The following is a 25511-nucleotide window of genomic DNA, read 5'->3' on the forward strand; positions in this document are numbered from 1 at the left end:
CGATCGTATAAAGACTAGTTATGGAAGTCAGAAGAACTATCTGTTGTATTTCTTGTCGAGACGGCGGCACAGTCGAAGACATGACCGCGAACGCAACGCAGACCCACTTCACCGGCCCGGTGTTCACCCCGGGGGACGCCGGTTACGCCGAGGAGATCGCCGGCTTCCAGACCGCCTACACCCACCGCCCCGCCCTCGTCGTCGGCGCCGTGCACGCCGAGGATGTCCGCGCCGCCGTGGAATACGCCGCCCGGCAAGGACTTCCGGTGGCCGTGCAGGCGACGGGCCACGGCCTCTCGGTGGCCGCGGACCGTGGCGTGCTGATCACCACCGGCCGAATGGACGCCATCACGGTCGACCCGCAGGCGCGCACCGCCCGCATCGGCGCGGGGGTGCGGGCGGGTGCGCTGGTCGAGGCGGCGGCCAGGCACGGGCTGGCACCGCTCAACGGTTCCTCGCCCTCGGTCGGCGTCGTCGGGTATGTGCTCGGCGGTGGCCTCGGACTACTGGCTCGTGAATTCGGTTATGCCGCGGACCATGTGCGCTCGATCGACCTGGTGACCGCCGACGGCCGCATGCGCACACTCACCCCGGCCGACGAACTGTTCGGCGCGGTGCTCGGCTCCGGTGGCAATTTCGGCGTGGTGACCGGCTTGGAACTCGACCTCGTCCCCGTCGCCGAGGTCTACGGCGGCCAGCTGATCTTCGACACCCCGCTGGTCGACGCCGCGCTGGAGGCGTGGCGGGCATGGACCGCGACGCTGCCGGACACCCTCACCTCCACCGTCGCCGCGGTCACCTTCCCCGATATCCCGCCCGTGCCGGAACCGCTGCGCGGCAGGCACGTCGCCTCGATCCGCATCGCCTTCCACGGCCCGGCCGAGGAGGGGGAACGGCTGGTCGCGCCGCTGCGGGCGATCGGTGAGCGCCTGCGCGACTCCGTGCGCGCCATGCCCTACACCGAATCCCACACCATCCACAGCGACCCGGAATTCCCACACGCCTACGCCGCCACCAATGCGCTGCTCACCGAGCTCACCCCCGAGGGGCTGGCGGCGCTGCGCGGCCTGACCGCTCCCGGTGGGCCGGTCGATGCGGTCGTCGACATTCGTCACCTCGGCGGTGCGTTGCGCCGGGGCACGGGCGTGGCGGTGGATCACCGTGAGGCCGAGTACGTCGTGCGGGTGATCACCGACGCCGGAGTGGGTGACGCCGCACCCGCCGGACTGGCTGCGGTACGAGAAGCCTTGGCGCCGTGGACTATCGGGCACAGCCTGAACTTCCTCTACGGCGCGGGCGCGGCGGCGGACGCGGCGCAGACCGCGGCGGGATACGCGCCCGATACCTACGCCGGGCTGGTCGCGGCGAAGGCGAAGTACGACCCGCACAACATGTTCCGGTTCAACCGCAACATCGCGCCCACCGCCTAGCGGCTCGTCCGGACTTGTGGACCGCGGCCTCCATCTACTATCTTGGTGATATCACTCAGATATCGGGAGGATGTCATGGAGCTGCGGTCCGCATTCCGCATGAACGGGTTCGTCGTCTTGCTGGGATGGCTCGTGTTCACCCTGTTGTTCGGTGCCGCCGCTGTGCTGGCGTTCATCTCCGCGACGCAGCACGGCGGAGGCGCCCTGGCCTGGGCGGGCGCGGTCGCCGCGGTGCTCGCCGTGCTGGTGGTCGCGCTGCTCGCCACCGGGTTGATCATCGTCAACCCCAACGAGGCCAAGGTCGTCACCTTCTTCGGCCGCTACATCGGCTCGGTCTCCGATCCCGGCTTCTTCTCGGTGGTCCCGCTGACCGAGCGCAGGTCGATCTCGTTGCGGGTGCGCAACTTCGAGACCCAGAAGCTGAAGGTCAACGACGCCGACGGTAACCCGGTCGAGATCGCGGCCGTCGTCGTCTACAAGGTGATCGACAGCTTCAAGGCCGCCTTCGCCGTCGACGACTACGAGGAGTACGTCGAGACCCAGTCCGAGGCGGCGGTGCGGCACCTGGCCACCACCCACCCCTACGACGCGCACGACGACGCCCGCACCAGCCTGCGCGACGGCGCCGAGGTGGCCGAGGAACTCACCGTGGAACTGCGTGAACGCACGCTGACCGCGGGCATCGAGGTCATCGAGGCCAGGATCACCCACCTCGCCTACGCCCCCGAGATCGCCCAGGCGATGCTGGTCCGCCAGCAGGCCGCCCAGGTGGTCGCCGCGCGGACCCAGATCGTGGAGGGCGCGGTCGGCATGGTCGGCCTTGCCCTGGACCGCCTCACCGAAGCGGGCACCGTGCAACTGGACGAGGAACGCAAGGCCGCCATGGTCTCGAACCTGCTCGTCGTCCTCTGTGGCGACCGCGCCACCCAGCCGGTCGTGAACACCGGATCCCTCTACGCCTGACGGTGCCATGACCGCGCCGAAGAGGGAACCCAAGAAGATCCTGCTGCGGCTCGACCCGGCCGTCCACGAGGCAATCGCCAAGTGGGCGGCCGACGACCTGCGCAGCGTCAACTCCCAGATCGAATACGCCCTGCGCCTCGCTCTCGACCAGGCAGGCCGAAAACCCAAGCGCGACTAGCGTCCTCACGCCACGCCGAGCACGCGGGACAGGAGGCGCCTGCGGGTGCGGGTGGCGGACTTGGCGAGGATGGCTTTGACGTGGTCGTTGACCGTCTGTTCGGAGAGGACGAGTTCGGCGGCCAGTGCGCGGGAGTCCAGGCCGGTGGCGAGGAGGAAGAGGACCTGGGATTCGCGGGCGGACAGGCCGTTGGCTCTGGCGAACAGGTCGAGGCGTTCGGTGGCGGTGCTCGGTTCCAGGGCTACGGCGATGTCGTGGTCGCCGATGCGGTCGGCTTTCACCGTGATCCAGCGGTTTCCGCCCAGGTGGATGCGGGCGGTGGCCGCGCCGATCGGGGTGCCTGCTTCGGCGGCGAGGAGCGCGGCGCCCGCGTTGCAGACCGAAACGGGGACCGGGGGGATCGGCTCGTCGGGTGGGAGCAGGCGGAGCAGGGATTCGGCGGCGGCCGCGGGGTGGGGGCGCACGCGTAGGGTGTCGTCGAGCAGGACCACCGCGGGACCCGGCGGCGGGAGCTGGGCGTCGGATTCGACGAAGGTGGCGCCGATGGTGCGGCGCAGGGCGGTGGTGACGATGGCGGTCAGCGCGGTGAGGCCGGTGAGTTCGCGTCTGGTGAACGGGGATTCGTCGATCCGGAACAGTTCCAGGAAGCCCCAGCAACCGTAGCGATCGGCGAAGGTGATCGTGGCCGAGTCGGTGATGCCGAGCTTGCGCTGGACGGTGCGCCACAGCAGTGAACGGTCCGGTTCGCCCTCGGTGGCGTCGAGCAGGGAGTGGGCGCCGGTGCCGCGCAGGGTGTCCCAGCGATTGAGCGGGGTGAGGTAGCGGGCCCGGATCAGCTCCGGCAGCCGGGACATGTCGAGCCCGGGGATATCGGCGAGCGGCGCCGTCGCGACCGCGGTGACGGGGTCGGTGAGCGCGAAGACATGACCGGCGAAGGGCATCGACTGCCGTATCTCGGCCAAGACGAGCTCACGCAGTCGTGTGGCGGAATGATCGGCGCGGGCCAGACGGCTCACCCGGTCGGCCAGGGCGCTCGGCACTCGCCCAGTCTACGGCGAAATCCCCTTGATCAGGGATGTCGGCGACGCATCGGCCCGGCCGGTGATGATCCGTCACAAATCGTGGCCGGCCGACTTGGTCGAAGAGCGCGTTTGCGCCTGAACGGCGCGCCCTACCCCGTACGGGGACAACCGAACTGGTCCGCGCCGGTAAGTTGGATCGGTGCCCATCTCGTTCGACATTCCTGGAATGCAGCAGTTGGACAACACGACCTGGGGGAATCCGGCCACTCGTGATGTCGTCGCGTTGACCTATGTCAACGGCACGCCCGACCTGCCTGCCCGGCTGCACGATCTGCCGCGGCTGCGCAAGCGGCTGGCCGAGCATCATGCCCGCACCGGCTGTCTGATCGAGGCGTTCGTGGTGTGGGTCGACCAGCTGCCCGCGCTGCTGCGGGTGGAGAAGACGCGTATGCCCGGCTCGCCGGTCGGGCTCGTCTTCGCCGCGTCCATCGTGGTGCCCAAGGATCGGTGCAGCGCGGTATTCCAGATCATCTGTCCCGAGACGGGCGCACCCGGGGTGCGCGAGGCGGTGATCGGCAGCCGGGTCAGTCCGGCCGAGATGTACCCGGCGCATCCCTACGCGCCGGGGCTGCGCGGCAGGCTGCCCTATTCCCTGTCCGACGACATCCGCTTCGACGAGGTGTTCCCCGAACACCCGCTGACCAGAGCCCGCCGCTGGATCGCCGACACCGTGCCCAAGGTGCGCGTCGACCCGGCCTTCGCGGCCCTGCCCGAGTTCTAGGCGCCCGGCTTCTCGGTGACGAAGATGGCGGTACCGGGGAAGATCTCCCCGCGCAGCGGCGACCACTGTCCCCATTCCCGGTCCAGCCACTCCGGCCAGTCGGGTTCGACGATGTCGAGCAGGGTCAGGCCGGCGCCGACGATCTCGCGGACGCGGTCACCGACGGTGCGGTGGTGCTCGACATAGGTGGGCACGCCGTCGCCGTCGACCTCTACATAGGGCGTGCGGTCGAAATAGGGGATCCGCGCGACGAGGCCGTCGGCGCCGGGATCGTCCGGGAAGATCCAGCGCATCGGGTGGTTCACCGAGAACACCCAGCGCCCGCCCGGTCGCAGCACCCGCGCGACCTCACGCATGACCAGCGCCGAATCGGCGACGAACGGGACGCCGCCGAAGGCCGAACAGGCCAGGTCGAAGGACTCGTCGGCGAACGGCAGCGCCTCGGCGCCCGCCTGGACCAGCGGCACCCGCGGACCGTCCTGCTCCATCGCGGCCACGCCACGCTCGAGCATGCCCATCGACACGTCGAGGCCGACCGGATGCGCGCCCTGGCCGGCCAGCCAGCGCGAACACGGCGCGGAACCGCAGCCGATCTCCAGCACGGACTTGCCGGTCACGTCGCCGAGGAAGCGCATATCGCCCTCGTGCAGGCCCTCGGGACACCACACGAACTCGCCGCCGGGGGAGTCGACACCGAGGAAGTCGGCGTGGGTCTGGTGGTACTGGTCGGCATCGGCGTCCCACCAGCGCCTGCTCGCGCGCTCGCTGGCCGCGGAACCGATCTTGGTTCGGGTGGTCGCTGTGGTTCCCAGCAGCGCGTTGGCCTGCGCGTGGCGTTCGTCATCGGACACGGCGACCAGGGTATCGGCGTGGCGCAGGGGGTGGTTTGCCCGGCTGGACTCGGGTCGCGTACGCTGAGGCACGCGAGTGTCTTTCGAGGAACGCTGTGCGCCGGGGTTGAATGCGTACAGTATCCGATGACGGAGTCGCCCGTGCTGAGTTTGATCAGCAGCAAGTGCGGCGGTCCGTGCGATACTTTCTCAGTATCCTTCGTCGCCTCGTCGCGGTGATCTCGCAGCGTACCGAAAGTTCCAATGTCCGCAACCGACCACAATCCGTCCGGAGCAAATCCACATATGCCCACCACCGTCACCTCGCCGCAGGTAGCCGTCAACGACATCGGCTCCGCCGAGGACTTCCTCGCCGCCATCGACGCCACGATCAAGTACTTCAACGATGGCGACATCGTCGAGGGAACCATTGTCAAGGTCGATCGTGACGAGGTCCTGCTCGACATCGGTTACAAGACCGAAGGCGTCATCCCCTCCCGCGAACTCTCCATCAAGCACGATGTCGACCCCAACGAGGTCGTTTCCGTGGGCGATGCGGTCGAGGCCCTGGTTCTCACCAAGGAGGACAAGGAAGGCCGCCTGATCCTGTCGAAGAAGCGGGCGCAGTACGAGCGCGCGTGGGGCACGATCGAGGAGCTCAAGGAGAAGGACGAGGCCGTCAAGGGCACCGTCATCGAGGTCGTCAAGGGCGGCCTGATCCTCGACATCGGCCTCCGTGGCTTCCTGCCCGCCTCGCTCGTCGAGATGCGTCGTGTCCGCGACCTCCAGCCGTACGTCGGCAAGGAGATCGAGGCCAAGATCATCGAGCTCGACAAGAACCGCAACAACGTGGTCCTGTCGCGTCGCGCCTGGCTCGAGCAGACCCAGTCCGAGGTTCGCTCCGAGTTCCTGCACCAGCTGCAGAAGGGCCAGGTCCGCAAGGGTGTGGTCTCCTCGATCGTCAACTTCGGTGCCTTCGTGGACCTGGGCGGCGTCGACGGCCTGGTGCACGTCTCCGAGCTGTCCTGGAAGCACATCGACCACCCGTCCGAGGTCGTCGAGGTCGGCAACGAGGTCACCGTCGAGGTTCTCGACGTCGATCTGGACCGCGAGCGCGTCTCCCTGTCGCTCAAGGCCACCCAGGAAGACCCGTGGCGTCAGTTCGCCCGGACCCACGCGATCGGTCAGATCGTGCCGGGCAAGGTCACCAAGCTGGTTCCGTTCGGTGCGTTCGTGCGCGTCGAAGAGGGCATCGAGGGCCTGGTGCACATCTCCGAGCTGGCCGAGCGCCACGTCGAGGTCCCGGACCAGGTCGTTGCCGTCGGCGACGACGCGATGGTCAAGGTCATCGACATCGACCTGGAGCGTCGCCGGATCTCGCTGTCGCTGAAGCAGGCGAACGAGGACTACCACGCCGAGTTCGACCCGTCGAAGTACGGCATGGCCGACAGCTACGACGATGCGGGCAACTACATCTTCCCCGAGGGCTTCGATCCCGAGACCAACGAATGGCTCGAGGGCTTCGACAAGCAGCGTGAAGAGTGGGAAGGCCGCTACGCCGAGGCCGAGCGTCGCCACAAGATGCACACCGCTCAGATGGAGAAGATGGCAGCCGACGCTGCCGCCGAGGCCGCCAACGGCGGTCCCGCCTCGGGCAACTACTCCTCCGAGAGTGGCAGCTCGCAGGCCTCCTCCGGCCCGGCCGAGTCCGCCGGCGGTTCGCTCGCCAGCGACGCCCAGCTCGCGGCTCTGCGGGAGAAGCTCTCCGGCAACGCCTGATTCGGGTAGAGCAGTACCGAAGGCCCTGGTCCACACGGACCGGGGCCTTCGGCCTTTTCCCAGGTCGGTGGGGTAGTCTCGGCGCGATTGCTCCATCCCCTGCTCGGGAAAGGTGCTCCATCGACATGAGTTCTGGTCCCTTCGCCGGCCTCAACCGGCGGCAGTTCCTCGCCAAGGCGATGGCCGCCGGCGCCGTGGGAACGCTTGCCTCCTGGGCGAATCCGATCATCGACCGGGCCTTCGCCGCCGACCCGGCCGGGATGGGCGGACTCGGTGACATCGAGCATTTCGTTCTGCTCATGCAGGAAAACCGGTCCTTCGACCACTATTTCGGCACGCTGTCGGGGGTGCGTGGTTTCGGAGAGGCGTCCGCGTCGTGGCGCCAGTACGGCTGGTCGCCCGGAATCGGGCCCACCGCAGACGGTTTCGTCGAACCGTTCCGGCTCGACACCACCCGGGGCGCCACGCTCGACGGCGAGTGCATCAACGACCCCGACCACACCTGGCCGGGCATGCACAAGGCCTTCAACGACGGACGCAACGACGGCTGGATGCCGATGTCGGTGGCCTCGGTCGGTCCGGCCAACGCCCCCGCGGCGATGGGTTACTACCTGCCCGAAGACGTTCCGATCCACACCGAGCTGGCCCAGGCGTTCACCCTCTGCGACAACTACCACTGTTCGGTGCTCGGTCCGACCGACCCCAACCGGCTGTACTGGGTCAGCGCCACCATCGACCCCGACGGTCTGGCCGGTGGCCCGCTGGTGGAGACGCCGTTGCTCATCCCGAAGAACGTCTACAGCTGGCGCACCTACCCCGAGAACCTGTCCGAGGCGGGCGTGAGCTGGAAGATCTACAGCAATCGCGATGCCGGACCGGCGTCGTCGATGATCCTCGACGGCATGATCGGCTGCTTCACTCAGGCCGCCGACCCGAATTCCGAACTGGCCCGCCGCGGCATCGCGCCGGTGTACCCCAACGACTTCCAGGCCGACGTCGCGAACAACACGTTGCCCGCGGTGTCGTGGGTGGTGCCGTCGGTGCTGCACTGCGAGCATCCGGCCCTGCCCGCGGCGTTCGGCGCGGTCGGGATCGTGCAGCTGCTCGACATCCTGACCTCGAATCCGGCGGTGTGGGAGAAGACCGCGCTGATCATCAGCTACGACGAGAACGGCGGCTTCTTCGATCACGTCGTCCCGCCGACGCCGCCGCCTGGCACGGCAGGGGAGTTCCTGACCGTGCCGCTGGACCGGGTCCCCGCGGCGGGCGGCATCGCCGGGCCGATCGGCCTCGGCTACCGGGTGCCGTGTCTGGTGGTCTCGCCCTACAGTCGCGGCGGGCTGGTCGCCTCGCAGACCTTCGACCACACCTCGCAGCTGCGGTTGCTGGAAGCCCGGTTCGGGGTCGACGTGCCGAACCTGACCGCGTGGCGGCGCGGCGTCACCGGCGACATGACCTCGACCTTCGATTTCGCGGCGGCACCGAACGCGGCGCGGCCGGTGCTGCCCGATCCGCGGCCCAAAGCGGACGCGGCGGCGGTGCAGTGCGGTCCGAACATCGCGGCGGGCACCCTCGGACACGGCGTGCCCTATCCGGTGCCGCCGAACGCGATGCCGTCACAGCAGCCGGGGAGCAGGCGCGCGCCGAGCGGGCTGGTCGGGGTGTGAACGCCGAGCGGGCCCGGCGATGATCGCCGGGCCCGCGCTGTCCGAGAAGGGATCAGCTCGCGGCGGCGGGCACCCAGTAGCCGGCGGACATACTGGGGCGTTTGCGCATCGCGGCGAAACTGTGCCTGGCGGGGGAGACCAGGGCGGTGAACCAGGAGCGTCGGTATTCGGCGAGAGTCGCTGCGACGGCGGGGTATTCGACGCAATGCACACCGCCGGGCATGCCCAGGCGGTGGCGAGCCGTCCGGTGGTCTCTGGTGCCCATGATCATCCTTCGGTAGCTGGAGCTTGGCCTTCTCGCCTCGGCGAACATTAATCCACCCGGCGCGCCCGGCCCCGGATTTTGCGCCGGTCGGCGCGTGGGCGTGTCGGAAAGAATCCGACGGACCGGACCGTGGCGTGACGCCGTCTGCGAGACTGGGCGCCATGTTGCGGATCGGCCTCACCGGAGGCATGGGAGCGGGTAAATCCACAGTGGCGCGGACCCTGGTCGAGTGCGGGGCGGTGCTGATCGACTCCGACGCGATCGCCCGCGAGGTCGTCGCGCCAGGCACGCCGGGTCTGGCCGCGCTGGTCGAGGCGTTCGGCGCGGGCATTCTCGCCGACGACGGCAGCCTGGACCGGCCCGCGCTGGCCGCGGTGGCCTTCGCCGACGACGAGTCACGGGGCACGCTCAACGCCATCACCCATCCGCTGGTCGGTGCCCGCACCGCCGAGCTGATCGGTGCCGCGCCCGCGGACGCCATTGTCGTGCAGGACATTCCGCTGCTGGTGGAGAACGGGCTCGCGCCGCTGATGCAGCTGGTCCTGGTGGTCGGCGCGGAGGTCGAGACCCGGCTGCGCAGGCTGGTGGAACATCGCGGGGTCGCCGAGGCCGACGCGCGGACCAGGATCGCCGCGCAGGCCACCGACGAGCAGCGGCACGCGGTCGCCGATGTCTGGCTGGACAACAACGGCGCCCCCGAGGTCGTCGAGGCGCAGGTGCGGGCGCTGTGGGCCGAGCGGCTGGTGCCGTTCGAACGCAATCAGCGCGAAGGGGTGCGTGCCAGGGCCGACTACCAGCTGGTGGCGGCCGACCCGGAGTGGGGAGCTCAGGCACGGCGGATCATCGCCCGGCTGCACCTGGTGTGCGGCGCGTCGGCGGTGCGGATCGACCATGTCGGGTCCACCGCGGTGCACGGCCTGCCCGCCAAGGACATCATCGACATCCAGGTGACGGTGGCCGATATGACCACGGCCGAGTCGCTGGCCGACGCGCTCGCCGGCGCCGGGTTCCCGCTCGCACCCGGGGTCACCCACGACAACCCGAAGCCGACACCCGGTGACGCCGACGGCACGGACCTTGCTCGCTGGGGAAAGCGCCTGCACGGCAACGCCGATCCCGCGCGCCCGGCGAACATCCATCTGCGCGTGCAGGATTCGCCCGGGCAGCGGTTCGCGCTCGAACTGCGCGACTGGCTGCGCGCCGACGCGGACGCCAGGAATGCGTACCTGGCGGTCAAGCGCGAGGCCGAGCAGGCGGCCGCGGGCAAGTCCGATGACGCGGCGGGCGAGGCGTACTACGCGGTGAAGGAACCGTGGTTCGACGCCGTCTATCCGGTGGTCACCGAGTGGGCTCGCGCGCGCGTCTGACCCGAGACCAATTTGTTAAACACCAATGTTTCAAAAAGCGGCCGAGCGGCGTCGCGCGCTGTGTACATTGTGCCGAGTCACCAGGCGGTGACTCGGTTCACAGGGAAGTTGTAGCGCGTATGACAACACATCATCGTCGGTTCGGCCGTGCGGGCTTCGGTATCACCGCATTCGGCGCCGTCGCCGCCAGCATCGTGCTGGCCGCCCCGCAGGCCTCGGCCTGGGTCGGCAACCTCAATGTGGCGGGCAGCGACCACAAGGTCGGCTGCAGCTACAAGCTGACCGCCAGCGTCGAGGTCGACCGGCTGACCTCGGTGAAGTTCACCGACAACGGTGTCGACATTCCGGGCAGCCCGGTGTCGCCGTCGCTGCTCTCGGGCACGGTGAGCATCACCTGGAAGCCGACCACGGCGGGTCAGCACAAGCTCGAGGCCCGTCAGCTGCTGATCAGCGACTCGATCACCGTCACCGTGGGTGAGGCCGCCGTGACCGGCAGCGCGGGCTGCGGCGGCGGACTGGCGGATCTGTTCCCGAGCCTGTCGGCCGGCTGATCCGATCGGCGACCGCCCGGACCTTCTACCGAGGGTCCGGGCGGTTTGTCGTTTCAGCGCCAGGTCAGGGTCATGCCGCGGGTGGCGAGCCAGCCCTCGAGCGAGTGGCCGTGCGCGGCCATCCCGTCGATCGCCGCGGTCGCGTGCTCGATCGCGGCCTGGCATTGCGCCGCGTCGAGCAGGCCGTCGGCGTGGGCGGCCAGCAATTCGTCGATATCGACCAGTTCGACCTCGCGACCCGTGCGCACCAGCAGATCCAGGTAGTGGTCGACCGATTTCCACAGCGTGGCCGATTCCCTGGTGAACGCGCCGACGTCGACGTAGACGTCCTGCCACTGTTCGATACCCGGGTTGTAGTGGAATTTCGTCGCGCGCAGCGACAGCTCCGGCAGCACCCACGACTGCAGGTAGTGGAAGTTCGGATGATCGGAGTGGCGGCCCATGTACAGGCCCCACGGCTCCTCCCGGTAGACCTCGACCGGCCGGACGAACCCCTTCGGATCGGTGTTCGTCCGCGCCGCGATGTCGAAGTACTCGACCTTGGGTGGATGCACGTGCACGGTGGATGCCTGCGTCATGACCGGAAAACTTACCGGTGACCGGGCCACCCCGCTCACATCCAGGTCAGGGTGATCTCCCGCGAGCGCAGCCACTGCTCGACATCGTGGTCGTTGGCGGCGAGGCCGTCGAGGGCGGCCGCGGCCCGCTCGAAAGCGCGATCGGCCGTGGCGGTGTCGACGTGACCCGCGGCGTGGGCGGCCAGCAGCTCGGCCGCGCCCCGCAGGGTCGCCGACCGGCCGCGGCGGACGGCGATGTCGAGGAAGTAGTCGGTGGCCTTCCAGCGCTTGGGGCCGACCTGGACGAACTCGACGATGTCGAGGACATAGTCGTGGCTGCGGTGGTCACCGGGGCGATCGTGCTTGATGGTGGCGCGGACGGCGGGGCCGGGCAGCAGCCAAGACTCCTCGTAGCGGCCACGCGGCCGGTCGACGGTGCGGGCGAGGTACACGCCCCACGGCTGCACCTCGTACCGCTCGACGGGCCGGATGTAGCCCTTGGCATCGGTGCTGGTGAGCTCCGCCACGTCGAAGTACTCGATCCGGGGGCGACCGGGCGGCGGCGTGGTGGGAGTCGCCGCGGGCCGCGGCTGCTGGCCGCGGATCTCCCGCGCGAAGTATCCGGCGAATCCGGTGACCGCCGGAGCCGCGACGAGCAGAGGAAGTAGTGCGCTCATGGCCTTGTCCTTCACCACGTGCCGATGATCAGCTCAGGGTACGCCCGGATGTACGTCGCGCACCGTGTCCGCGGGGCGGCATCGCTGTGAATAGCCTTGGGACATGGGACTTTTCGGGCATCGGCCCGGAATGCTCCGAAGTAGCCAGCTCGCGGCTGGGTGATCGCCGGTACGGGCCGGACCAGGCGATGCGGTCGCGAGCGCGTGGTCGCCACGATGCTGCGGGCCACGAGTGGCGCGGCGTTCGCGCAGGTGAGCGGATTTCCCGATGAGCAGAAGTTCACCGGAAAGACACCGTGGCGGCGGGCGGTGACTCGGCGTGGCGCAGGTGTGTCGCCGGGTCGGGGCCGGAGAGCAGGCTGTTCGCGCGACTTGTCGGTGGTCCGGCCTAATCTGGAGTGCATGGCATTCGCAACCGAGATTCCGACGGAAGGGTATGAGGAGCGGGGGCACCCGCTGGCTCATTCCGAGCACCGTCCCGTCGGCACCATCGAGCGTGCGGGCGGACAGTTCGAGGTGGTCAGCGAGCACAAGCCCGCAGGCGACCAGCCTGCCGCCATCGCCGAGCTGGAGCGGCGGATCACCGCGGGGGAGAAGGACGTCGTCCTGCTGGGCGCCACCGGTACCGGTAAGTCGGCGACCACCGCCTGGCTGATCGAGAAGCTGCAACGGCCCACGCTGGTGATGGCGCCGAACAAGACCCTCGCTGCGCAGCTGGCCAACGAGCTGCGGGAGATGTTGCCGCACAACGCGGTCGAGTACTTCGTCTCGTACTACGACTACTACCAGCCCGAGGCCTACATCGCCCAGACCGATACCTACATCGAGAAGGACAGCTCGATCAACGACGACGTCGAGCGGCTGCGGCACTCGGCGACCTCGAGTCTGCTCTCGCGTCGCGACGTCGTCGTGGTCGCCTCGGTGTCGTGCATCTACGGCCTCGGCACGCCGCAGTCCTACCTGGACCGCTCGGTGCAGCTCGAGGTCGGCGGCGAGATCGACCGCGACGCGCTGCTGCGCCTGCTGGTCGACGTGCAGTACACCCGCAACGACATGGCGTTCACCCGCGGCTCGTTCCGGGTGCGCGGCGACACCGTCGAGATCATCCCCTCCTACGAGGAGCTCGCGGTGCGCATCGAGTTCTTCGGCGACGAGATCGAGGCGCTCTACTACCTGCACCCGCTGACCGGCGACGTCGTGCGCCAGGTCGACTCGCTGCGCATCTTCCCGGCCACCCACTACGTGGCGGGCCCGGAGCGGATGGAGCGCGCGGTCGCCGACATCGAGGCCGAACTGGCCGAGCGGCTGGCCGAGCTGGAGAAACAGGGCAAGCTGCTCGAGGCGCAGCGGTTGCGCATGCGCACCGAGTACGACCTCGAGATGATCCGCCAGGTCGGGTTCTGTTCCGGCATCGAGAACTACTCGCGCCACATCGACGGCCGTCCCGCCGGGTCGGCGCCTGCCACTCTGCTCGACTACTTCCCCGACGATTTCCTGCTCGTCATCGACGAATCGCACGTCACGGTGCCGCAGATCGGCGGCATGTTCGAAGGTGACATGTCGCGTAAGCGCAACCTGGTCGAGTTCGGTTTCCGGTTGCCGTCGGCGGTGGACAACCGCCCGCTGACCTGGGAGGAGTTCGCCGACCGGATCGGCCAGGCGGTGTACCTGTCCGCGACGCCGGGTCCGTACGAGCTCGGCCAGGTGGGCGGTGAGGTCGTCGAGCAGGTGATCCGCCCGACCGGCCTGGTGGACCCGCAGGTCGTGGTGAAGCCGACCAAGGGCCAGATCGACGATCTGGTGCACGAGATCCGCCAGCGCACCGAGCGCGACGAACGCGTGCTGGTCACCACCCTCACCAAGAAGATGGCCGAGGACCTCACCGACTATCTGCTCGGCCTCGGCGTGCGGGTGCGCTACCTGCACTCCGAGATCGACACCCTGCGCCGCGTGGAGCTGCTGCGCCAGCTGCGCCTGGGCGAGTACGACGTGCTGGTCGGCATCAACCTGCTGCGTGAGGGCCTCGACCTGCCCGAGGTGTCGCTGGTGGCGATCCTCGACGCCGACAAGGAAGGCTTCCTGCGGTCGAGCACCAGCCTCATCCAGACCATCGGCCGCGCGGCGCGCAACGTCTCCGGCGAAGTGCACATGTACGCGGACAAGATCACCGACTCGATGCGGCACGCGATCGACGAGACCGACCGCCGTCGCGCCAAGCAGGTCGCCTACAACGAGGCCAACGGCATCGACCCGCAGCCGCTGCGCAAGAAGATCGCCGACATCTTGGACCAGGTGTACCTGGAGGCCGACGACGAAGTGGCCGTCGGTGGTTCGGGCCGCAATGTCAGCCGCGGCAGGCGCGCCCAGGGCGAGCCGGGTCGTGCGGTGAGCGCGGGCATCTACGCCGAACGTGATGTGAAGTCCATGCCGCGCGCGGAACTTGCCGACCTGGTCGCCTCGCTCACCGATCAGATGATGAACGCGGCGCGAGAGCTCCAGTTCGAGCTGGCCGGCCGCCTGCGCGACGAGATCGCCGACCTGAAGAAGGAACTACGCGGCATGGACGCCGCCGGTCTGAGCTGAACATGTTCACCGGACCACCACGGGTTTTCGGCCGCCTCGCGTCCGAGGAGCGAGACGGAACGCCGCAGGCGCAGTATCGCTCCTCGGACGCGAGGCACAAGGGGCCGAAAACCCCGCGGCGCCAGCCGCTAATTCGACTCCGCCATCCATTCGGCGATCCGGCGGTCGGCTTCCTTGCGGGAGATGTCCTCGATCCGGGTGATCACGGCCCACCGATGGCCGAACGGGTCGATGACCACACCGAACCGCTCGCCGTTGACGAACGTCTGCGGCTCCTCGGCGACGCGGGCGCCCTGGGCGATCGCGCGGGCGATCACGGCGTCGACATCGGGGCAGTAGTGCACGATCGAGGTGTGCACCCAGTCCTCGGGGGCCCGAACGTTGTTGTCGGGGATGGGCATTCCGAGCTGGATGGTCGAATCGCCGATCAGCAGTTCGGCGTGCGCGGGCTGGCCGTCGGGCAGGTCCGCCCGGCTGCGCACCTTCGCGCCGAACACCTCGGTGTAGAAGTCGATGGCCGCGTTGCCGTCCGGCACGGCCAGGAAACAGGTGATGGAGTGGTAGCCCTCCGGGATGGGCGCAACGGGATTGGTCATGTCTTCGATCCTGGTCGATCTGCCGTGCCCGATCTTGTAAGAAAGCGACAGATCGGATGACCGGTCTGCGCGCGGTGCCGGATCCCGGTGATATGAAAGGCATTCTGCACCCGGGCGAGCAGGCCAGGCATCGATCGCTGGACCGGCTGGCGGTCGGGCCCGCACTGGCCGAATTCGCGGACCGATATTGGGTCGTGCGCTGGGATCTGCGCGGTAAGCCCGCTTATCGCGCCGAAGTGCTGTCTTTTCCGTGTGTGAATCTCACCTTCGAACGCAGCAGCACCCGCACGGGTGGGTTCGTCAACGGCGTGTGCACCACGAAGTACGTCCGCGAACTGGACGGTGCAGGGGAGACATTCGGTATCCGGTTCCGGCCCGGCGGGTTCGGCGCGTTCACCGGCATGGATGTCGGTGCGCTGCGCGATGATTCGGCGCCCTTGGCCGACGTCCTGCCTGCCGCCGCGGGCCTGGCGGATCGGGTGCTGGCCGAGCCGTCCGATGTGGCGCGGGTGGAGATCGTCGAGGATTTCTTCGCCGGGCGTGGCCGCGCCGACGATCCGCACTACGCGCTGGTCTCGCGCATCGTCACCGCGATGGCCGCCGATCCCGCGCTCACCCGGGTCGACCAGGTGACCGACCGCTTCGCGATCCCGATCCGCACCCTGCAACGGCTGTTCCGCCGCTATGTCGGCGCAGGCCCGAAATGGGTGCTGTGCCGATTCCGGTTGCAGGACGCCGCCGATCTGCTCGCCCGCGGTGACAAGCCGGATCTGGCGACGCTGGCCGCCGATCTCGGCTATTTCGATCAGGCCCATTTCAGTAGGGAATTCACCGCCGAGATCGGGATGTCGCCATGGGAATACGCCCGCAAAGCGCAGGCGAGCGCGGTACCGACGCCGGGTTGACGGGGGTGTCGAGACCCCAGAAATCGGGTATCTGAAATATTGTCGTTTCGGCGGAGGGCGGTGGTGTCCGCCGATAGTCTCACCGCATTCGCAGCGGTCGCTGCTGCGCGAGAGTGAGGACATCAACGGTGACAACATCTTTCCGCCGGAACACGCGGCTGGGGCTGGCCGGCTCCGGCATCGCCACGGTCCTGGCCACGGCCGCGCTTGTCGCGCCGCTCGCACACGCCGACGCGACCCAGCGCGTCGCGGTCGAGGGCTCCGATCATCAAGCCGGCTGCTCGTACACGATCACCGCGGTCAACGTGGTCGGCTACAGCAGCAGTGACTCCGGCGCCGACGTGACCTTCTACGACAACGGCACGGCGATCGGCACCGTCGAGGTCCCCGCCATCGGCACCACCACGACGACTTGGCGGCCCGGTGCCGCCGGTCAGCACGAATTGACCGCGAAAGTCGTCGGCATCGGCACCCGATGGATCGTGCCCACCACGGTGACCGTCTCGCCCTCGACGGGTACCGGCAGCGCCGCCTGCGGCCTGCCCAGTTTTTCCGGTTGATGTGAGCAAAGTCCCAGTCGCGCAGTCGCGTTGATTGTGTTGTGATCGACCACAATTTCCAAGACTCACGGTCAGATCGTCGCAGGTGAATCTTCACGACTGTCGCGAAGACCACCGGTATGGCGAAGACCGGCGCCAACACTCCCGATGTGATCTGTTGCGATTTGTCGATAAATCGGCCTGTTTTGGCGTTAGGGTCGACCCAATTGCCGCGCTGACGCTCGATTCCCGGGTCGCTCGACGCTGGCACCGACCAAGTTGGAGGAGAGATGACCGCCTACCGGACCATTGTCGTCGGTACTGATGGCTCGGATTCGTCGTACGTCGCCGTGGAGAAGGCCGCAGCGCTCGCCGGCGACGCGGACGCGACTCTCGTGCTGGCCTGTGCCTACTTCCCGACCGATGACCGCGACGTCGCCGCCGCGGCCGACGTGCTCAAGGACGAGGCCTACCAGGTGCGTGGCTCGGCGCCGACCAACGAGATCCTGCACGTCGCCAGGGAGAAGGCTGTAGCCGCCGGTGCGAAGAACATCGTCGAGCGCGCGATCATCGGCGAGCCGGTGGATTCGCTGCTCGACCTGATCAAGGAGACCAAGGCCGACCTGCTAGTCGTCGGTAACCGGGGCCTGAACACGCTCACCGGCCGCCTGCTCGGCTCGGTCCCCTCGGATGTGGCCCGCAAGTCGCGCTCGGACGTGCTGATCGTGCACACCGTGCGCTAGATCAGTTCCAGTACGCCCTCGAGGGCGCCGCAATCGCGGCGCCCTCGAGGTGTTTTCCGGGGAAGCAGCGCTTATGCCAGCGAGGAGAGCACCTCGGGTAGGTCCTCGGTATGCACGACCGCCAGCCGCTGGGTCGCACGGGTCAGTGCGACATAGAGATCGTTGAGCCCGCGCGGTGATTCGTCCAGGATCGCCTGTGGTTCGGCCAGGTACACCCGGTCGAACTCGAGTCCCTTCGCGTCGTGCACGGTCAGCACCTGCACCGATTCACCGGCCAGCGCGGACAACTCGGGCACGAGCGCGGCGGGCGCGAGCACCGCGCTGGTGCCGGGCCCGTGGTCGGCGTCGAGCAGCCGCGCCAGTTCCGCTGCCACCTGGTCGGGCCGAACCCGGTGTGCGCGCGGGGGATTGCCGGAGTCGCGAACCGAGCGCGGCACCTGCACACCCGGATCGATCGCGGCAAGGACATCGGCGGCGACGGCCATGATCTCGGCCGGAGTGCGGTAGTTGACGGTCAGCTCGGTGAGCTTCCAGCGTTGCGCCACATACGGTTCCAGCACCCGCTGCCACGACGACGCGCCCGCCGGATCACCGGTCTGGGCGACATCGCCGACCACCGTGATCCACCGGTTCGGGATGCGCCGCATCACCATGCGCCACGCCATCTGCGACAGTTCCTGCGCCTCGTCGACGATCACGTGCCCGTAGGTCCAGGTGCGATCGCCCGCGGCGCGCTCGGCGGTGGTCTGCCGGTTGCCGAATTCCTGGCGCTGGGCCAGCTGGGAGGCGTCGATGAGGTCGTAGGCCATGAGGATCTCGGGGTCGAGCTCGTCCTCGATGTCCTGCGGCGCGGAACCGGTGAGGATGTCGAGGGCGTCCTGTGCCTCGGCCAGCTGGGCGCGCCAGCGGCGGCGGGCGCGTTCGCGTTCCTCGGTGTCGTCCACGCCGAGCAGTTCGGCCAGCTCGTCGAGCAGCGGTGCGTCGGCGGCGCCGAACGTGCCGTCGTCGTTGCGCACCAGCTCGGCCCGGTCCTCGGGGCTCAGCGTCTTGGCGGCGCGGTCGAGGCGGGCGGGGTCGGCGAGCAGGTCGGCCAGCACTTCCTGCGGCGACAGGATCGGCCACAGCGCGGTGATCGCGGCCTGGACCTGCGGGTCGGCGCGCATCTCGTCACCGATCTCGCTGAGGTCGGCCGAGCTGAGCAGGCTCGTCCCGCCGGACAGGTCGGCGCCCATGGTCGCGGCCAGCTGATCGGTGAGCGCGTCGATCACCGAGGACGCGAAGATCGGCCTGGCCAGATTGTGCGGACGGCGCGAGGACCTGGCCCGGCCGCGGGCCTTGGTCGCGATCTTGCGGTCCAGCGTCACCGGGTAGCCGTCGAAGGTGAGCCGGACCGGCTCCGACGGCACTTCCTGGCGATCACGCACCGCCTGCTTGAGCACCTCGAGCATGTCGAGCGAGCCCTTGATCTCGCCCGCGCGCAGCGAATCCTCCCTGACCGCCTTCACCCCAGGATACAGGTCGCCGATGGTGGACAGCAGCACGCCGGTCTCACCGAGCGAGGGCAGCACCTGGCCGATGTAGTCGAGGAAGGTGGCGTTCGGGCCGATGATCAGCACGCCGCTCTTGGCCAGCTGCTGGCGGTAGGTGTAGAGCAGGTAGGCGGCGCGATGCAGCGCGACCGCGGTCTTGCCGGTGCCGGGCCCGCCCTGCACGACGAGCACGCTCTTGTGCTCGGAGCGGATGATCGCGTCCTGCTCGCTCTGGATCGTCTCGACGATGTCGTTCATGTGCCCGGTGCGGGCGGCGTTGAGCGCCGACAGCAGTGCGCTCTCGCCGCCGACGCCGTCGTCTTCGCCGACCACGCCGTCGCGCTCGGCGGCGCGCAGATCCAGGTACTCGTCGTTGATCGCGGTGACCGCGCGGTTGCGGGAACGGATGTGCCTGCGGCGGACCACGTCCTCGGGGTTGGCGGTGGTCGCCAGGTAGAACGGGCGAGCCAGGGGAGCGCGCCAGTCCAGCAGCAGCGGCTCGTAGTCGTTGTCCTCGTCGAGGATGCCGAGCCTGCCGATATAGCGCGACTCGGGCTCGCTGCCGTCCAGGTCGATCCGGCCGAAGCACAGGCCGTGCTCGGCGGCGTCGTATTTGGCCAGGTCCTCGCTGTAGAGCTGGGTGAACGACTCGCGTTCACTGCGTGCCTGCGGGGTGCCGCCGGACTCCAGCAGCACGGTCTTCAGCCGGTTCTGCGCGTAGTCGCGCATGCCGTCGAGCCGGTCGTAGAGCACCGAGAGGTACTGCTGTTCCGCGGCGCGTTCATCGGCGAGGCGGTCGGGCAAAACAGGACTCCTTTGTCACCGGCGAGAACAGAGTTGTCGAGTCTACTCGGCGAACAGATCGTCACCGACGATCGGCGTGAAGTGCTCGACCACGGGAAACGGATCGTAGAAGTGATGCAACAGCGCGCGCCAGCGCTGATATTCCGGCGATCCGCGGAAACCCTCCGTGTGGTCGGTCAGCTGCGCCCAGCGCACCAGCAGCAGATAACTGTCCGGACGTTCGACGCACTTGGACAGCGACAGCCCGCCGAAACCGGGCATCGACGCGATGATCGGATACGCCTGCTCGAACGCGGCCTCGAAGGCGTCGGCGAGTCCGGGGCGTACGGGCAGCACGGCGTGTTCGACGATCACGCCGACCAGTCTGTCAGGAGGCGTGGGTGTTGTTCGAGCGTCGATTCTGACCGAGACCGAGGTCACGATGACCCGAGGGCTTGTCCCGGTACATCGCCAGGTCGGCGTCGTGCAGGACGGCCTCGGGGGTGCGGTGTTCGTGCGGGCCGAGTTCGGTGACGCCGATCGAGGCGCTCACTTCCAGCCGGTGCCCGCGGGCGATGATCGGCTCGGCCATCGTGGTGCGCAGCCGCTCGATCAGTCCGGGCAGGTCGGCGCGCTGCGGATGACCGGCCAGCAGCACCAGGAACTCGTCGCCGCCGAGCCTGCCGACCAGGTCCTCGGCGCGCAGCGCGCGCTGCAACCGCTGGGCGACGATCTGCAGCACCGTGTCGCCGATCGCGTGCCCGAGGGTGTCGTTGATCGCCTTGAAGCCGTCGAGATCGATGAACAGCACCGTGGTGACCAGGCTGCCGTCCTCGTCGGCCAGCGCCGCCGAGAGCTGCGACAGGATCAGCGAGCGGTTGGCCAGCCCGGTCAGCGCGTCGTGGGTGGCCTGGTATTCGAGCTGGCGCCTGCTGGCCCTGAACTCGGTGATGTCGGCGAAGGAGGACACGCCGGAGGAATCCGGGCTGTCCGGGTTGAGCAACCGGCAGTTGCACGACAACCACACCTGCGTGCCGTCGGCGTGCTCGACGCCGAAGATGTACTGGGTGACGGCCTCGCCGGTCGCGAGGGTGTGCGCCATCGGATGCCGGTCGGTCGGCAGCGGTTGACCGTTGCGGTCGATCAAGGTCACGGGCAGTTCGTCGACGCGGCGGCCGATCACCGGCGTCGCGTCGTCGATGCCGAGTATCCGTTTGCCCGCCGGATTGATCGACTCGAGCCGTCCGCGCGGATCGATGACGAGCACGCCCTCCTCCAGTTGCGACACCACCGTGGTGAAGTGCGCTTCGGCCCGTCGTGCCGAGGCTTCGGCGGCCCGCTGGGCGGTCAGATCGTGCACGACCACCTGGTAGGCGAGTTTGTCCTGCCACGCGGTGAGCACCGACACGGTCTGGACGGGCACCGTGCGGCCATCGATGCGGACCAGGTCCATCTCGGTGGGCGGCGAGGCCGCACCCTCGGCGGTCAGCTGGTCGATCCGCTCCAGCATCGCGGGGATCGAATCGGGATCGACGAACCGGACGATCGGCATTCCGAGCAGGTCGTCGGCCGAGCGCGCGCCGAGCAGGCGCACCATCGCGGGATTGACGAAGACGACCGTCCCCGCCTCGTGCACACAGATCGCATCGGGCGTGTGTTCGACCAGCGAGCGGTACCGCTGCGCGAGCTGCTCGGCGCTCGCCGCGTCGGTATTGGCTTCTCCCACTGCGATACCCCCGATCTCGACCTGGTCTGGCGATGGCGAACAGGACTATTGTGGGGACCCTTGATGAGATCCGCGAGGAGCGATGTGAAACCGGACGTGCTTCCCGGCGGCATGGTCCACCGTCTCGATTCTATGTCGATCGCAGGCATAGGTGTTGTCTCCGGCTACGGCTGGGGCCGCGAGCAGTTGTGGCAGGGGGTGATGGGCGGGAAACCGGCCGCCCGTTTGTACCCCGGTTACGGCCCCGAACGCGATCAGCACGCCTGGGTGGGCCGGGTGCCCGACGGCGGTGATCCTGCTCATGGTTCAGGTCTGTTCGGGCGCGCCGTGTACGCGGCGGCCGCCGAGGCGGTGGCCGATGCGCAGGCCCGCGGCTGGCGCGGGCAAGGCCGGACGGTCGGCCTGGTGCACGCGTTCACCCTGGGCGATGTCGCCGACTGGCGCGACTTCTATCTGGTCGATCACGGCCACCGGCGTTCCCGTGACTACCTGCGATTGCTGCCGTCGACCCCCATCTCGGTGGTGATGCAGGAGTTCGGATTCCACGGTCCCGCGATGAACGTGTCCGCCGCGTGCAGTTCGGGTACCGCCGGGCTGCTCACCGCGAAGATGTGGCGCGACGCCGGTCTGGTCGACGACGTGCTGTGCATCGCCACCGACATCTCGGCGACCCCCGACATGCTCGAACACTTCGTTCGATTGGGCGCCGCGGTCGCCGACGCCGACCCGTTCACCGCGTGCAGGCCGTTCCAGGAGGACACCCTGGGCTTCACCATCGCGGAGGCCTCGGTGGCCTTCCTGCTCTCCGACGCCGTCGACACGCCCTATGCCCGGGTACTCGGCGGCGCGATGACCAACGACGCCTTCCACGTCGTCTCGGTCGAGCCCACCCACACCCAGCTCATCGCCTGCGCCCAGCGCGCGCTGACCGTGGCCGGGATCGACGCCGCCGACGTGCATTACGTCAACGCCCACGCCACCGGCACCAGGCAATGCGACGCCGCCGAACGTGCCGTGCTGACCGCCGTTTTCGGCGACCGTCCCGTGATCACCGCGCTCAAGCCGCTCACCGGACACTGCCAGGGAGCATCCGCGGCCGTGGAGGTCGCGGTGATCGCGCTGTCCTACGAGCGCGGCATCGCCGTGTCGGCGCCGGTCATGTCGCCCGCGCATCCGCGGCTGCTCGACGGCCCGGCCCCGATGACCGGCGGTCCCACGGTGAAACTGTCGATGGGCATGGGCGGCAACAACGCCGCCGTCGTCCTCGGGTCGGCTTGAACCGCTTGGCTCAGTCGCCCTCGCCCGCCTCCGGCCCACCGGCCAGCGCGTATCCGCCGGTGGTCGGCGAGTCCTGGGGCAGCGGCACCGCCCAGCGCAGCTGGGTTCCCGGCATCTCCGGGTGATTGCCATCGGCGTCGGGGCGCTGCGCGGGCCCGATGTCGAAGTGCCCGCCCGCCTCCTGGGCGCGCTGTTCGAGATTGCGCAGCCCGCTGCGGATCACGTGATTGGGGATGCCCCAGCCGTTGTCGCTGACGGTGATCGTCAGGTCGTCGGCCACGTCGATGACGATGGCGACCGTATCGGCCCCGGAATGGCGCACCGCGTTGCTGACCGCCTCGCGGACCACGGCCTCGGCGTGGTCGGCCAGTTGCGGATCGAGCACCGACAGGGGGCCCGACACCTGGATCGTCGCCCGCATCGCGATGTCGGCGGTCTGGCGCCGGATCGCCAGCTCGAGCCGCTGCTGCAGGCCCGCGCTGTGGTCGGGGCCGCTGGCGTGCAGGTCGAAGATGGAGGTCCTGATCTCCTGCACCACTTCTTGCAGGTCCATGATGACCGTCGAAAGGCGTTGCCGCACTTCGGGAACCACTGCCTTGGGCATGGTCGCCTGCACCGTCAGGCCGATCGCGAACAGGCGCTGGATCACGTGGTCGTGCAGGTCGCGGGCGATGCGATCGCGATCGGCGACGATATCGAGCTCGCGCATCCGCCGCTGGGCGTCGGCCAGCCGGACCGCGAGTGCGGCCTGATCGCAGAACGCCGCCGTCAGTTCCATCATCTCGTCGGAATACGGGGCGAAGCCGGGTGGCCGGATCGTCACCAGCACACCGAGCGTCGCGTCGGGCGTGCACAGCGGCAACACGAGAGCCGGTCCGGCACCGGGAGATTCGGCGTTGGCGAACTCCACCCCGAGCGTCGCCGTCGAGATGTCGTCGAAGCGCAGCGGCGTGCGCCTGCTGAACGCGTCACCAAGGGCGGTGCCTACTATCGGGACCGTCTGCCAGTCCTGTCCCGCATCGGGCCCGGTCCACTGGGTGATCACCAATTCCGAGATCTCGCCGGGCAATTCGTCCGGCACCGGCACCGAGGCCAGAAAAGCCTGATGTGATCCGGTCAGGCCGCGGGCGTGATCGACCACATGCGCCAGCACCCGATCCGATTCGGTGCCTGCCAGGAATTCCGTCGCGATATCTCGGGTCGCCTCGATCCATGCCTGCCGGGTGCGCGCCTGTTCGTAGAGGCGCGCGTTGTCGACCGCGATCCCCGCCGCGGCGGCCAGCGCCAGGACGAGGACCTCGTCCTCCTCTGTGAACGGCTGACCGTCGAATTTCTCGGTCAGATAGAGGCTGCCGAATACCTCGTCCCGAATGCGTACGGGCACACCGAGAAACGTGTGCATCGGCGGATGGCCCGCCGGGAAACCCACCGACGAGGCGTGCTCGGTGAGATCGTCCAGCCGCAGCGGGGCCTTCTCGGCGAACACCGCCCCCAGCACGCCGTGGCCCGCGGGTAATCGCTCGATCCGGTTCCTGATCTGGTCGGGCATGCCCTCGTCGATGAACTGCGAGACCTGCCGATCGTGGCCGCGCACGGCGAGCGCGCCGTAGCGGGCGTCGACCAGGTTCATCGCCGTGCGCACGATCGTGCGCAGCGTCTCGTCCAGATCGAGGCCTGCGGTGACCGTCAGCATGGCCTCGACCAGGCCGTCCATCCGATCGCGCGAGCCGATCATCACCTCGACCCGGTCGGCCACCTCGCCGAGCAACGCGCGCAATCGCTGCTGCGACACGGTCCGGCCCACCGAATAGCGGCCACTCCGACCGTCATTCGTCATCGCCGTATCCCGTCGCCGCACCACCCCAACCGTCGAACGCAAAGTCTAGTCCGCAATGTGGGGACTTTCGGCCCTTCACTCGCAAGGAGGGGAATGGTGGCATAGGGCACCGGGAAAAGGGATCGAGAAGTGGGGCAAGAGATGAATTCGTTGTCGACGACCCAGCACTGGACGACCGCCGCGGACCCGGAGCTCGCGGTGACCACCCGCGGCGAGGTACCACCGCAAGACGTCACCCGCGCTGTCCGCGCCATCACCCGCGTGATGCGCAGGCACCACCTCGACAGTCCGGCCCGCGTGCGCGTCACCGCGCCGCGGGGCTCCGACGAGCCGACCCTGGTGCAGGCCAATATCCGGACCAACGACACGCTGACCCGCGTGCAGGTCACCGGACCGGGCGGCTTCGCCGTCACCTTCGCCGCCGAGCGGCTCGATCGTCAGCTGGCCCGTCGCGCGGGCAAGGAAGCGCGCGGCGCGTGGCCGGACCCGGCGCGGCGCCCGCTGGCCCAGATCACCGAGACCAGGCCGATCATCCGGCGCAAGGACTGCGCGCTGATGACCGGCACCCCGCTGGAAGCCAGCACCGTGCTCGACGCGATGGACTACGACGCCTACCTGTTCACCGACGCCCAGACCGGTGAGGACGCGATCGTCACCTGGGCCGATCCGCACGGCGTCAGTCTGGCCAGGCAGCGGCACACCGCCGCGGCGGGGGCCTCGGCCGAGCTACCGCTCACCGCCAGCGCGATGCCGGTCCGCGTCGTGCAGGACGCCGCGCCGGTCTACGCCGAGGACGAGGCCTCCGACGTGCTGTGCACCGGCGGCCTGCCGTATCTGTTCTTCACCGACAGCCACACCGGCCGCGGCAACCTGCTCTACCGCCGCTACGACGGCGACCTCACCATCGTCGTCCCCTCCTGAGCGC

Annotated in this window: 24 protein-coding genes; 14 read left to right on the forward strand and 10 right to left on the reverse strand. The window is 68.8% G+C overall.

Going from position 1 to position 25511, the window contains the following annotated elements:
- The first annotated feature begins 80 nt into the window (after positions 1-80).
- The 3 genes from IEY60_RS30740 to IEY60_RS30750 all read left to right on the forward strand — a co-directional run bounded on the left by IEY60_RS30740 (position 81) and on the right by IEY60_RS30750 (position 2571).
- A complete protein-coding gene (locus IEY60_RS30740) occupies positions 81-1430 on the forward strand; it encodes an FAD-binding oxidoreductase (RefSeq protein WP_189034016.1) in 1350 nt (449 codons plus the stop codon).
- A gap of 75 nt (positions 1431-1505) precedes the next feature.
- The gene (locus tag IEY60_RS30745) at positions 1506-2393 is read left to right on the forward strand and encodes an SPFH domain-containing protein (RefSeq protein WP_189034017.1); all 888 of its coding nucleotides are present in this window, start codon (positions 1506-1508) and stop codon (positions 2391-2393) included.
- Positions 2394-2400: 7 nt separating this feature from the next.
- Positions 2401-2571, forward strand: coding sequence for a type II toxin-antitoxin system antitoxin (locus IEY60_RS30750; protein ID WP_189034018.1), 171 nt, complete (start codon positions 2401-2403; stop codon positions 2569-2571).
- A gap of 5 nt (positions 2572-2576) precedes the next feature.
- On the opposite strand, the gene IEY60_RS30755 is transcribed toward IEY60_RS30750, so the two are convergent.
- Positions 2577-3611: a helix-turn-helix transcriptional regulator gene (locus tag IEY60_RS30755; protein WP_189034019.1), complete on the reverse strand. Its 1035-nt coding sequence runs from the start codon at positions 3609-3611 to the stop codon at positions 2577-2579.
- Between the two features lie 181 nt (positions 3612-3792).
- Between IEY60_RS30755 and IEY60_RS30760 the strand changes: the two genes are divergently transcribed.
- A complete protein-coding gene (locus IEY60_RS30760; RefSeq protein ID WP_229740276.1) occupies positions 3793-4374 on the forward strand; it encodes a hypothetical protein in 582 nt (193 codons plus the stop codon).
- Here the strand turns inward: IEY60_RS30760 and IEY60_RS30765 are convergent.
- Entirely contained in the window at positions 4371-5225 is an 855-nt protein-coding gene (locus tag IEY60_RS30765; RefSeq protein ID WP_189034020.1) for a class I SAM-dependent methyltransferase, read from the reverse strand. The genes IEY60_RS30760 and IEY60_RS30765 overlap by 4 nt on opposite strands.
- Before the next feature lie 285 nt (positions 5226-5510).
- On the opposite strand from IEY60_RS30765, the gene rpsA reads away from it, so the two are divergent.
- Both rpsA and IEY60_RS30775 read left to right on the forward strand, forming a co-directional pair.
- Entirely contained in the window at positions 5511-6983 is a 1473-nt protein-coding gene (gene rpsA, locus IEY60_RS30770; RefSeq protein ID WP_189034021.1) for a 30S ribosomal protein S1, read from the forward strand.
- A 125-nt stretch (positions 6984-7108) separates the two neighbouring features.
- Entirely contained in the window at positions 7109-8650 is a 1542-nt protein-coding gene (locus IEY60_RS30775; protein ID WP_189034022.1) for a phospholipase C, read from the forward strand.
- Between the two features lie 52 nt (positions 8651-8702).
- Here the strand turns inward: IEY60_RS30775 and IEY60_RS30780 are convergent, their stop codons facing one another.
- Positions 8703-8915: a hypothetical protein gene (locus IEY60_RS30780; protein WP_189034023.1), complete on the reverse strand. Its 213-nt coding sequence runs from the start codon at positions 8913-8915 to the stop codon at positions 8703-8705.
- A 161-nt stretch (positions 8916-9076) separates the two neighbouring features.
- Here IEY60_RS30780 and coaE point away from each other — a divergent pair, with 161 nt between their 5' ends.
- A complete protein-coding gene (gene coaE, locus IEY60_RS30785) occupies positions 9077-10282 on the forward strand; it encodes a dephospho-CoA kinase (protein WP_189034024.1) in 1206 nt (401 codons plus the stop codon).
- Positions 10283-10401: 119 nt separating this feature from the next.
- Positions 10402-10833: a hypothetical protein gene (locus tag IEY60_RS30790; protein ID WP_189034025.1), complete on the forward strand. Its 432-nt coding sequence runs from the start codon at positions 10402-10404 to the stop codon at positions 10831-10833.
- A 53-nt stretch (positions 10834-10886) separates the two neighbouring features.
- On the opposite strand, the gene IEY60_RS30795 is transcribed toward IEY60_RS30790, so the two are convergent.
- Positions 10887-11387 (reverse strand): ribonuclease FAU-1 family protein, encoded by a 501-nt coding sequence (locus tag IEY60_RS30795; protein WP_373291791.1) that lies wholly within the window; start codon positions 11385-11387, stop codon positions 10887-10889.
- A gap of 59 nt (positions 11388-11446) precedes the next feature.
- A complete protein-coding gene (locus IEY60_RS30800) occupies positions 11447-12067 on the reverse strand; it encodes a DUF402 domain-containing protein (protein ID WP_189034027.1) in 621 nt (206 codons plus the stop codon).
- A 402-nt stretch (positions 12068-12469) separates the two neighbouring features.
- Between IEY60_RS30800 and uvrB the strand changes: the two genes are divergently transcribed.
- On the forward strand, positions 12470-14650 hold the full coding sequence (gene uvrB / locus IEY60_RS30805) for an excinuclease ABC subunit UvrB (protein WP_308426145.1): 2181 nt from the start codon (positions 12470-12472) through the stop codon (positions 14648-14650).
- Between the two features lie 128 nt (positions 14651-14778).
- On the opposite strand, the gene IEY60_RS30810 is transcribed toward uvrB, so the two are convergent.
- Positions 14779-15246, reverse strand: a complete 468-nt coding sequence (locus tag IEY60_RS30810) for a VOC family protein (protein ID WP_189034028.1) — start codon at positions 15244-15246, stop codon at positions 14779-14781.
- Positions 15247-15302: 56 nt separating this feature from the next.
- On the opposite strand from IEY60_RS30810, the gene IEY60_RS30815 reads away from it, so the two are divergent.
- The 3 genes from IEY60_RS30815 (at position 15303) to IEY60_RS30825 (ending at position 17433) form a co-directional block, all read left to right on the forward strand.
- On the forward strand, positions 15303-16151 hold the full coding sequence (locus IEY60_RS30815; protein ID WP_189034029.1) for a helix-turn-helix domain-containing protein: 849 nt from the start codon (positions 15303-15305) through the stop codon (positions 16149-16151).
- Positions 16152-16279: 128 nt separating this feature from the next.
- Positions 16280-16711 carry a hypothetical protein gene (locus IEY60_RS30820; RefSeq protein ID WP_189034030.1) on the forward strand — a complete coding sequence of 144 codons (432 nt, stop codon included), beginning with the start codon at positions 16280-16282 and terminating at the stop codon, positions 16709-16711.
- Positions 16712-16980: 269 nt separating this feature from the next.
- Positions 16981-17433, forward strand: coding sequence for a universal stress protein (locus tag IEY60_RS30825; protein WP_189034031.1), 453 nt, complete (start codon positions 16981-16983; stop codon positions 17431-17433).
- Positions 17434-17504: 71 nt separating this feature from the next.
- Here IEY60_RS30825 and IEY60_RS30830 read toward each other — a convergent pair whose 3' ends face one another.
- The 3 genes from IEY60_RS30830 to IEY60_RS30840 are packed head-to-tail and all read right to left on the reverse strand — an operon-like array spanning position 17505 to position 21471.
- Positions 17505-19766: a HelD family protein gene (locus IEY60_RS30830; protein ID WP_189034032.1), complete on the reverse strand. Its 2262-nt coding sequence runs from the start codon at positions 19764-19766 to the stop codon at positions 17505-17507.
- Between the two features lie 42 nt (positions 19767-19808).
- The gene (locus IEY60_RS30835) at positions 19809-20120 is read right to left on the reverse strand and encodes an antibiotic biosynthesis monooxygenase family protein (protein ID WP_189034033.1); all 312 of its coding nucleotides are present in this window, start codon (positions 20118-20120) and stop codon (positions 19809-19811) included.
- Positions 20121-20133: 13 nt separating this feature from the next.
- Entirely contained in the window at positions 20134-21471 is a 1338-nt protein-coding gene (locus IEY60_RS30840) for a diguanylate cyclase domain-containing protein (protein WP_189034034.1), read from the reverse strand.
- A 132-nt stretch (positions 21472-21603) separates the two neighbouring features.
- Between IEY60_RS30840 and IEY60_RS30845 the strand changes: the two genes are divergently transcribed.
- Positions 21604-22749, forward strand: a complete 1146-nt coding sequence (locus tag IEY60_RS30845; protein WP_189034035.1) for a beta-ketoacyl synthase N-terminal-like domain-containing protein — start codon at positions 21604-21606, stop codon at positions 22747-22749.
- 10 nt (positions 22750-22759) lie between these two features.
- Here IEY60_RS30845 and IEY60_RS30850 read toward each other — a convergent pair whose 3' ends face one another.
- Complete coding sequence (locus IEY60_RS30850; protein ID WP_189034036.1) at positions 22760-24586, reverse strand: sensor histidine kinase; 1827 nt, start codon at positions 24584-24586, stop codon at positions 22760-22762.
- Between the two features lie 141 nt (positions 24587-24727).
- Between IEY60_RS30850 and IEY60_RS30855 the strand changes: the two genes are divergently transcribed.
- The gene (locus IEY60_RS30855; RefSeq protein ID WP_189034037.1) at positions 24728-25507 is read left to right on the forward strand and encodes a sigma 54 modulation/S30EA ribosomal C-terminal domain-containing protein; all 780 of its coding nucleotides are present in this window, start codon (positions 24728-24730) and stop codon (positions 25505-25507) included.
- Positions 25508-25511: the final 4 nt, after the last annotated feature.

The organism is Nocardia rhizosphaerihabitans, from assembly GCF_014646295.1.
GTDB classification, from domain to species: domain Bacteria; phylum Actinomycetota; class Actinomycetes; order Mycobacteriales; family Mycobacteriaceae; genus Nocardia; species Nocardia rhizosphaerihabitans.

Excerpts from the sequence above, each read along its gene's own strand:
- uvrB (WP_308426145.1), top strand. The coding sequence starts at position 12,470 with ATGGCATTCGCAACCGAGATTCCGACGGAAGGGTATGAGGAGCGGGGG.
- IEY60_RS30810 (WP_189034028.1), bottom strand. The coding sequence starts at position 15,246 with ATGACCAATCCCGTTGCGCCCATCCCGGAGGGCTACCACTCCATCACC.
- IEY60_RS30790 (WP_189034025.1), top strand. The coding sequence starts at position 10,402 with ATGACAACACATCATCGTCGGTTCGGCCGTGCGGGCTTCGGTATCACC.
- IEY60_RS30740 (WP_189034016.1), top strand. The coding sequence starts at position 81 with ATGACCGCGAACGCAACGCAGACCCACTTCACCGGCCCGGTGTTCACC.
- IEY60_RS30850 (WP_189034036.1), bottom strand. The coding sequence starts at position 24,586 with ATGACGAATGACGGTCGGAGTGGCCGCTATTCGGTGGGCCGGACCGTG.
- IEY60_RS30855 (WP_189034037.1), top strand. The coding sequence starts at position 24,728 with ATGAATTCGTTGTCGACGACCCAGCACTGGACGACCGCCGCGGACCCG.
- IEY60_RS30780 (WP_189034023.1), bottom strand. The coding sequence starts at position 8,915 with ATGGGCACCAGAGACCACCGGACGGCTCGCCACCGCCTGGGCATGCCC.
- IEY60_RS30825 (WP_189034031.1), top strand. The coding sequence starts at position 16,981 with ATGACCGCCTACCGGACCATTGTCGTCGGTACTGATGGCTCGGATTCG.
- IEY60_RS30815 (WP_189034029.1), top strand. The coding sequence starts at position 15,303 with ATGACCGGTCTGCGCGCGGTGCCGGATCCCGGTGATATGAAAGGCATT.
- IEY60_RS30845 (WP_189034035.1), top strand. The coding sequence starts at position 21,604 with ATGTCGATCGCAGGCATAGGTGTTGTCTCCGGCTACGGCTGGGGCCGC.
- rpsA (WP_189034021.1), top strand. The coding sequence starts at position 5,511 with ATGCCCACCACCGTCACCTCGCCGCAGGTAGCCGTCAACGACATCGGC.
- IEY60_RS30800 (WP_189034027.1), bottom strand. The coding sequence starts at position 12,067 with ATGAGCGCACTACTTCCTCTGCTCGTCGCGGCTCCGGCGGTCACCGGA.
- coaE (WP_189034024.1), top strand. The coding sequence starts at position 9,077 with ATGTTGCGGATCGGCCTCACCGGAGGCATGGGAGCGGGTAAATCCACA.
- IEY60_RS30775 (WP_189034022.1), top strand. The coding sequence starts at position 7,109 with ATGAGTTCTGGTCCCTTCGCCGGCCTCAACCGGCGGCAGTTCCTCGCC.
- IEY60_RS30745 (WP_189034017.1), top strand. The coding sequence starts at position 1,506 with ATGGAGCTGCGGTCCGCATTCCGCATGAACGGGTTCGTCGTCTTGCTG.
- IEY60_RS30750 (WP_189034018.1), top strand. The coding sequence starts at position 2,401 with ATGACCGCGCCGAAGAGGGAACCCAAGAAGATCCTGCTGCGGCTCGAC.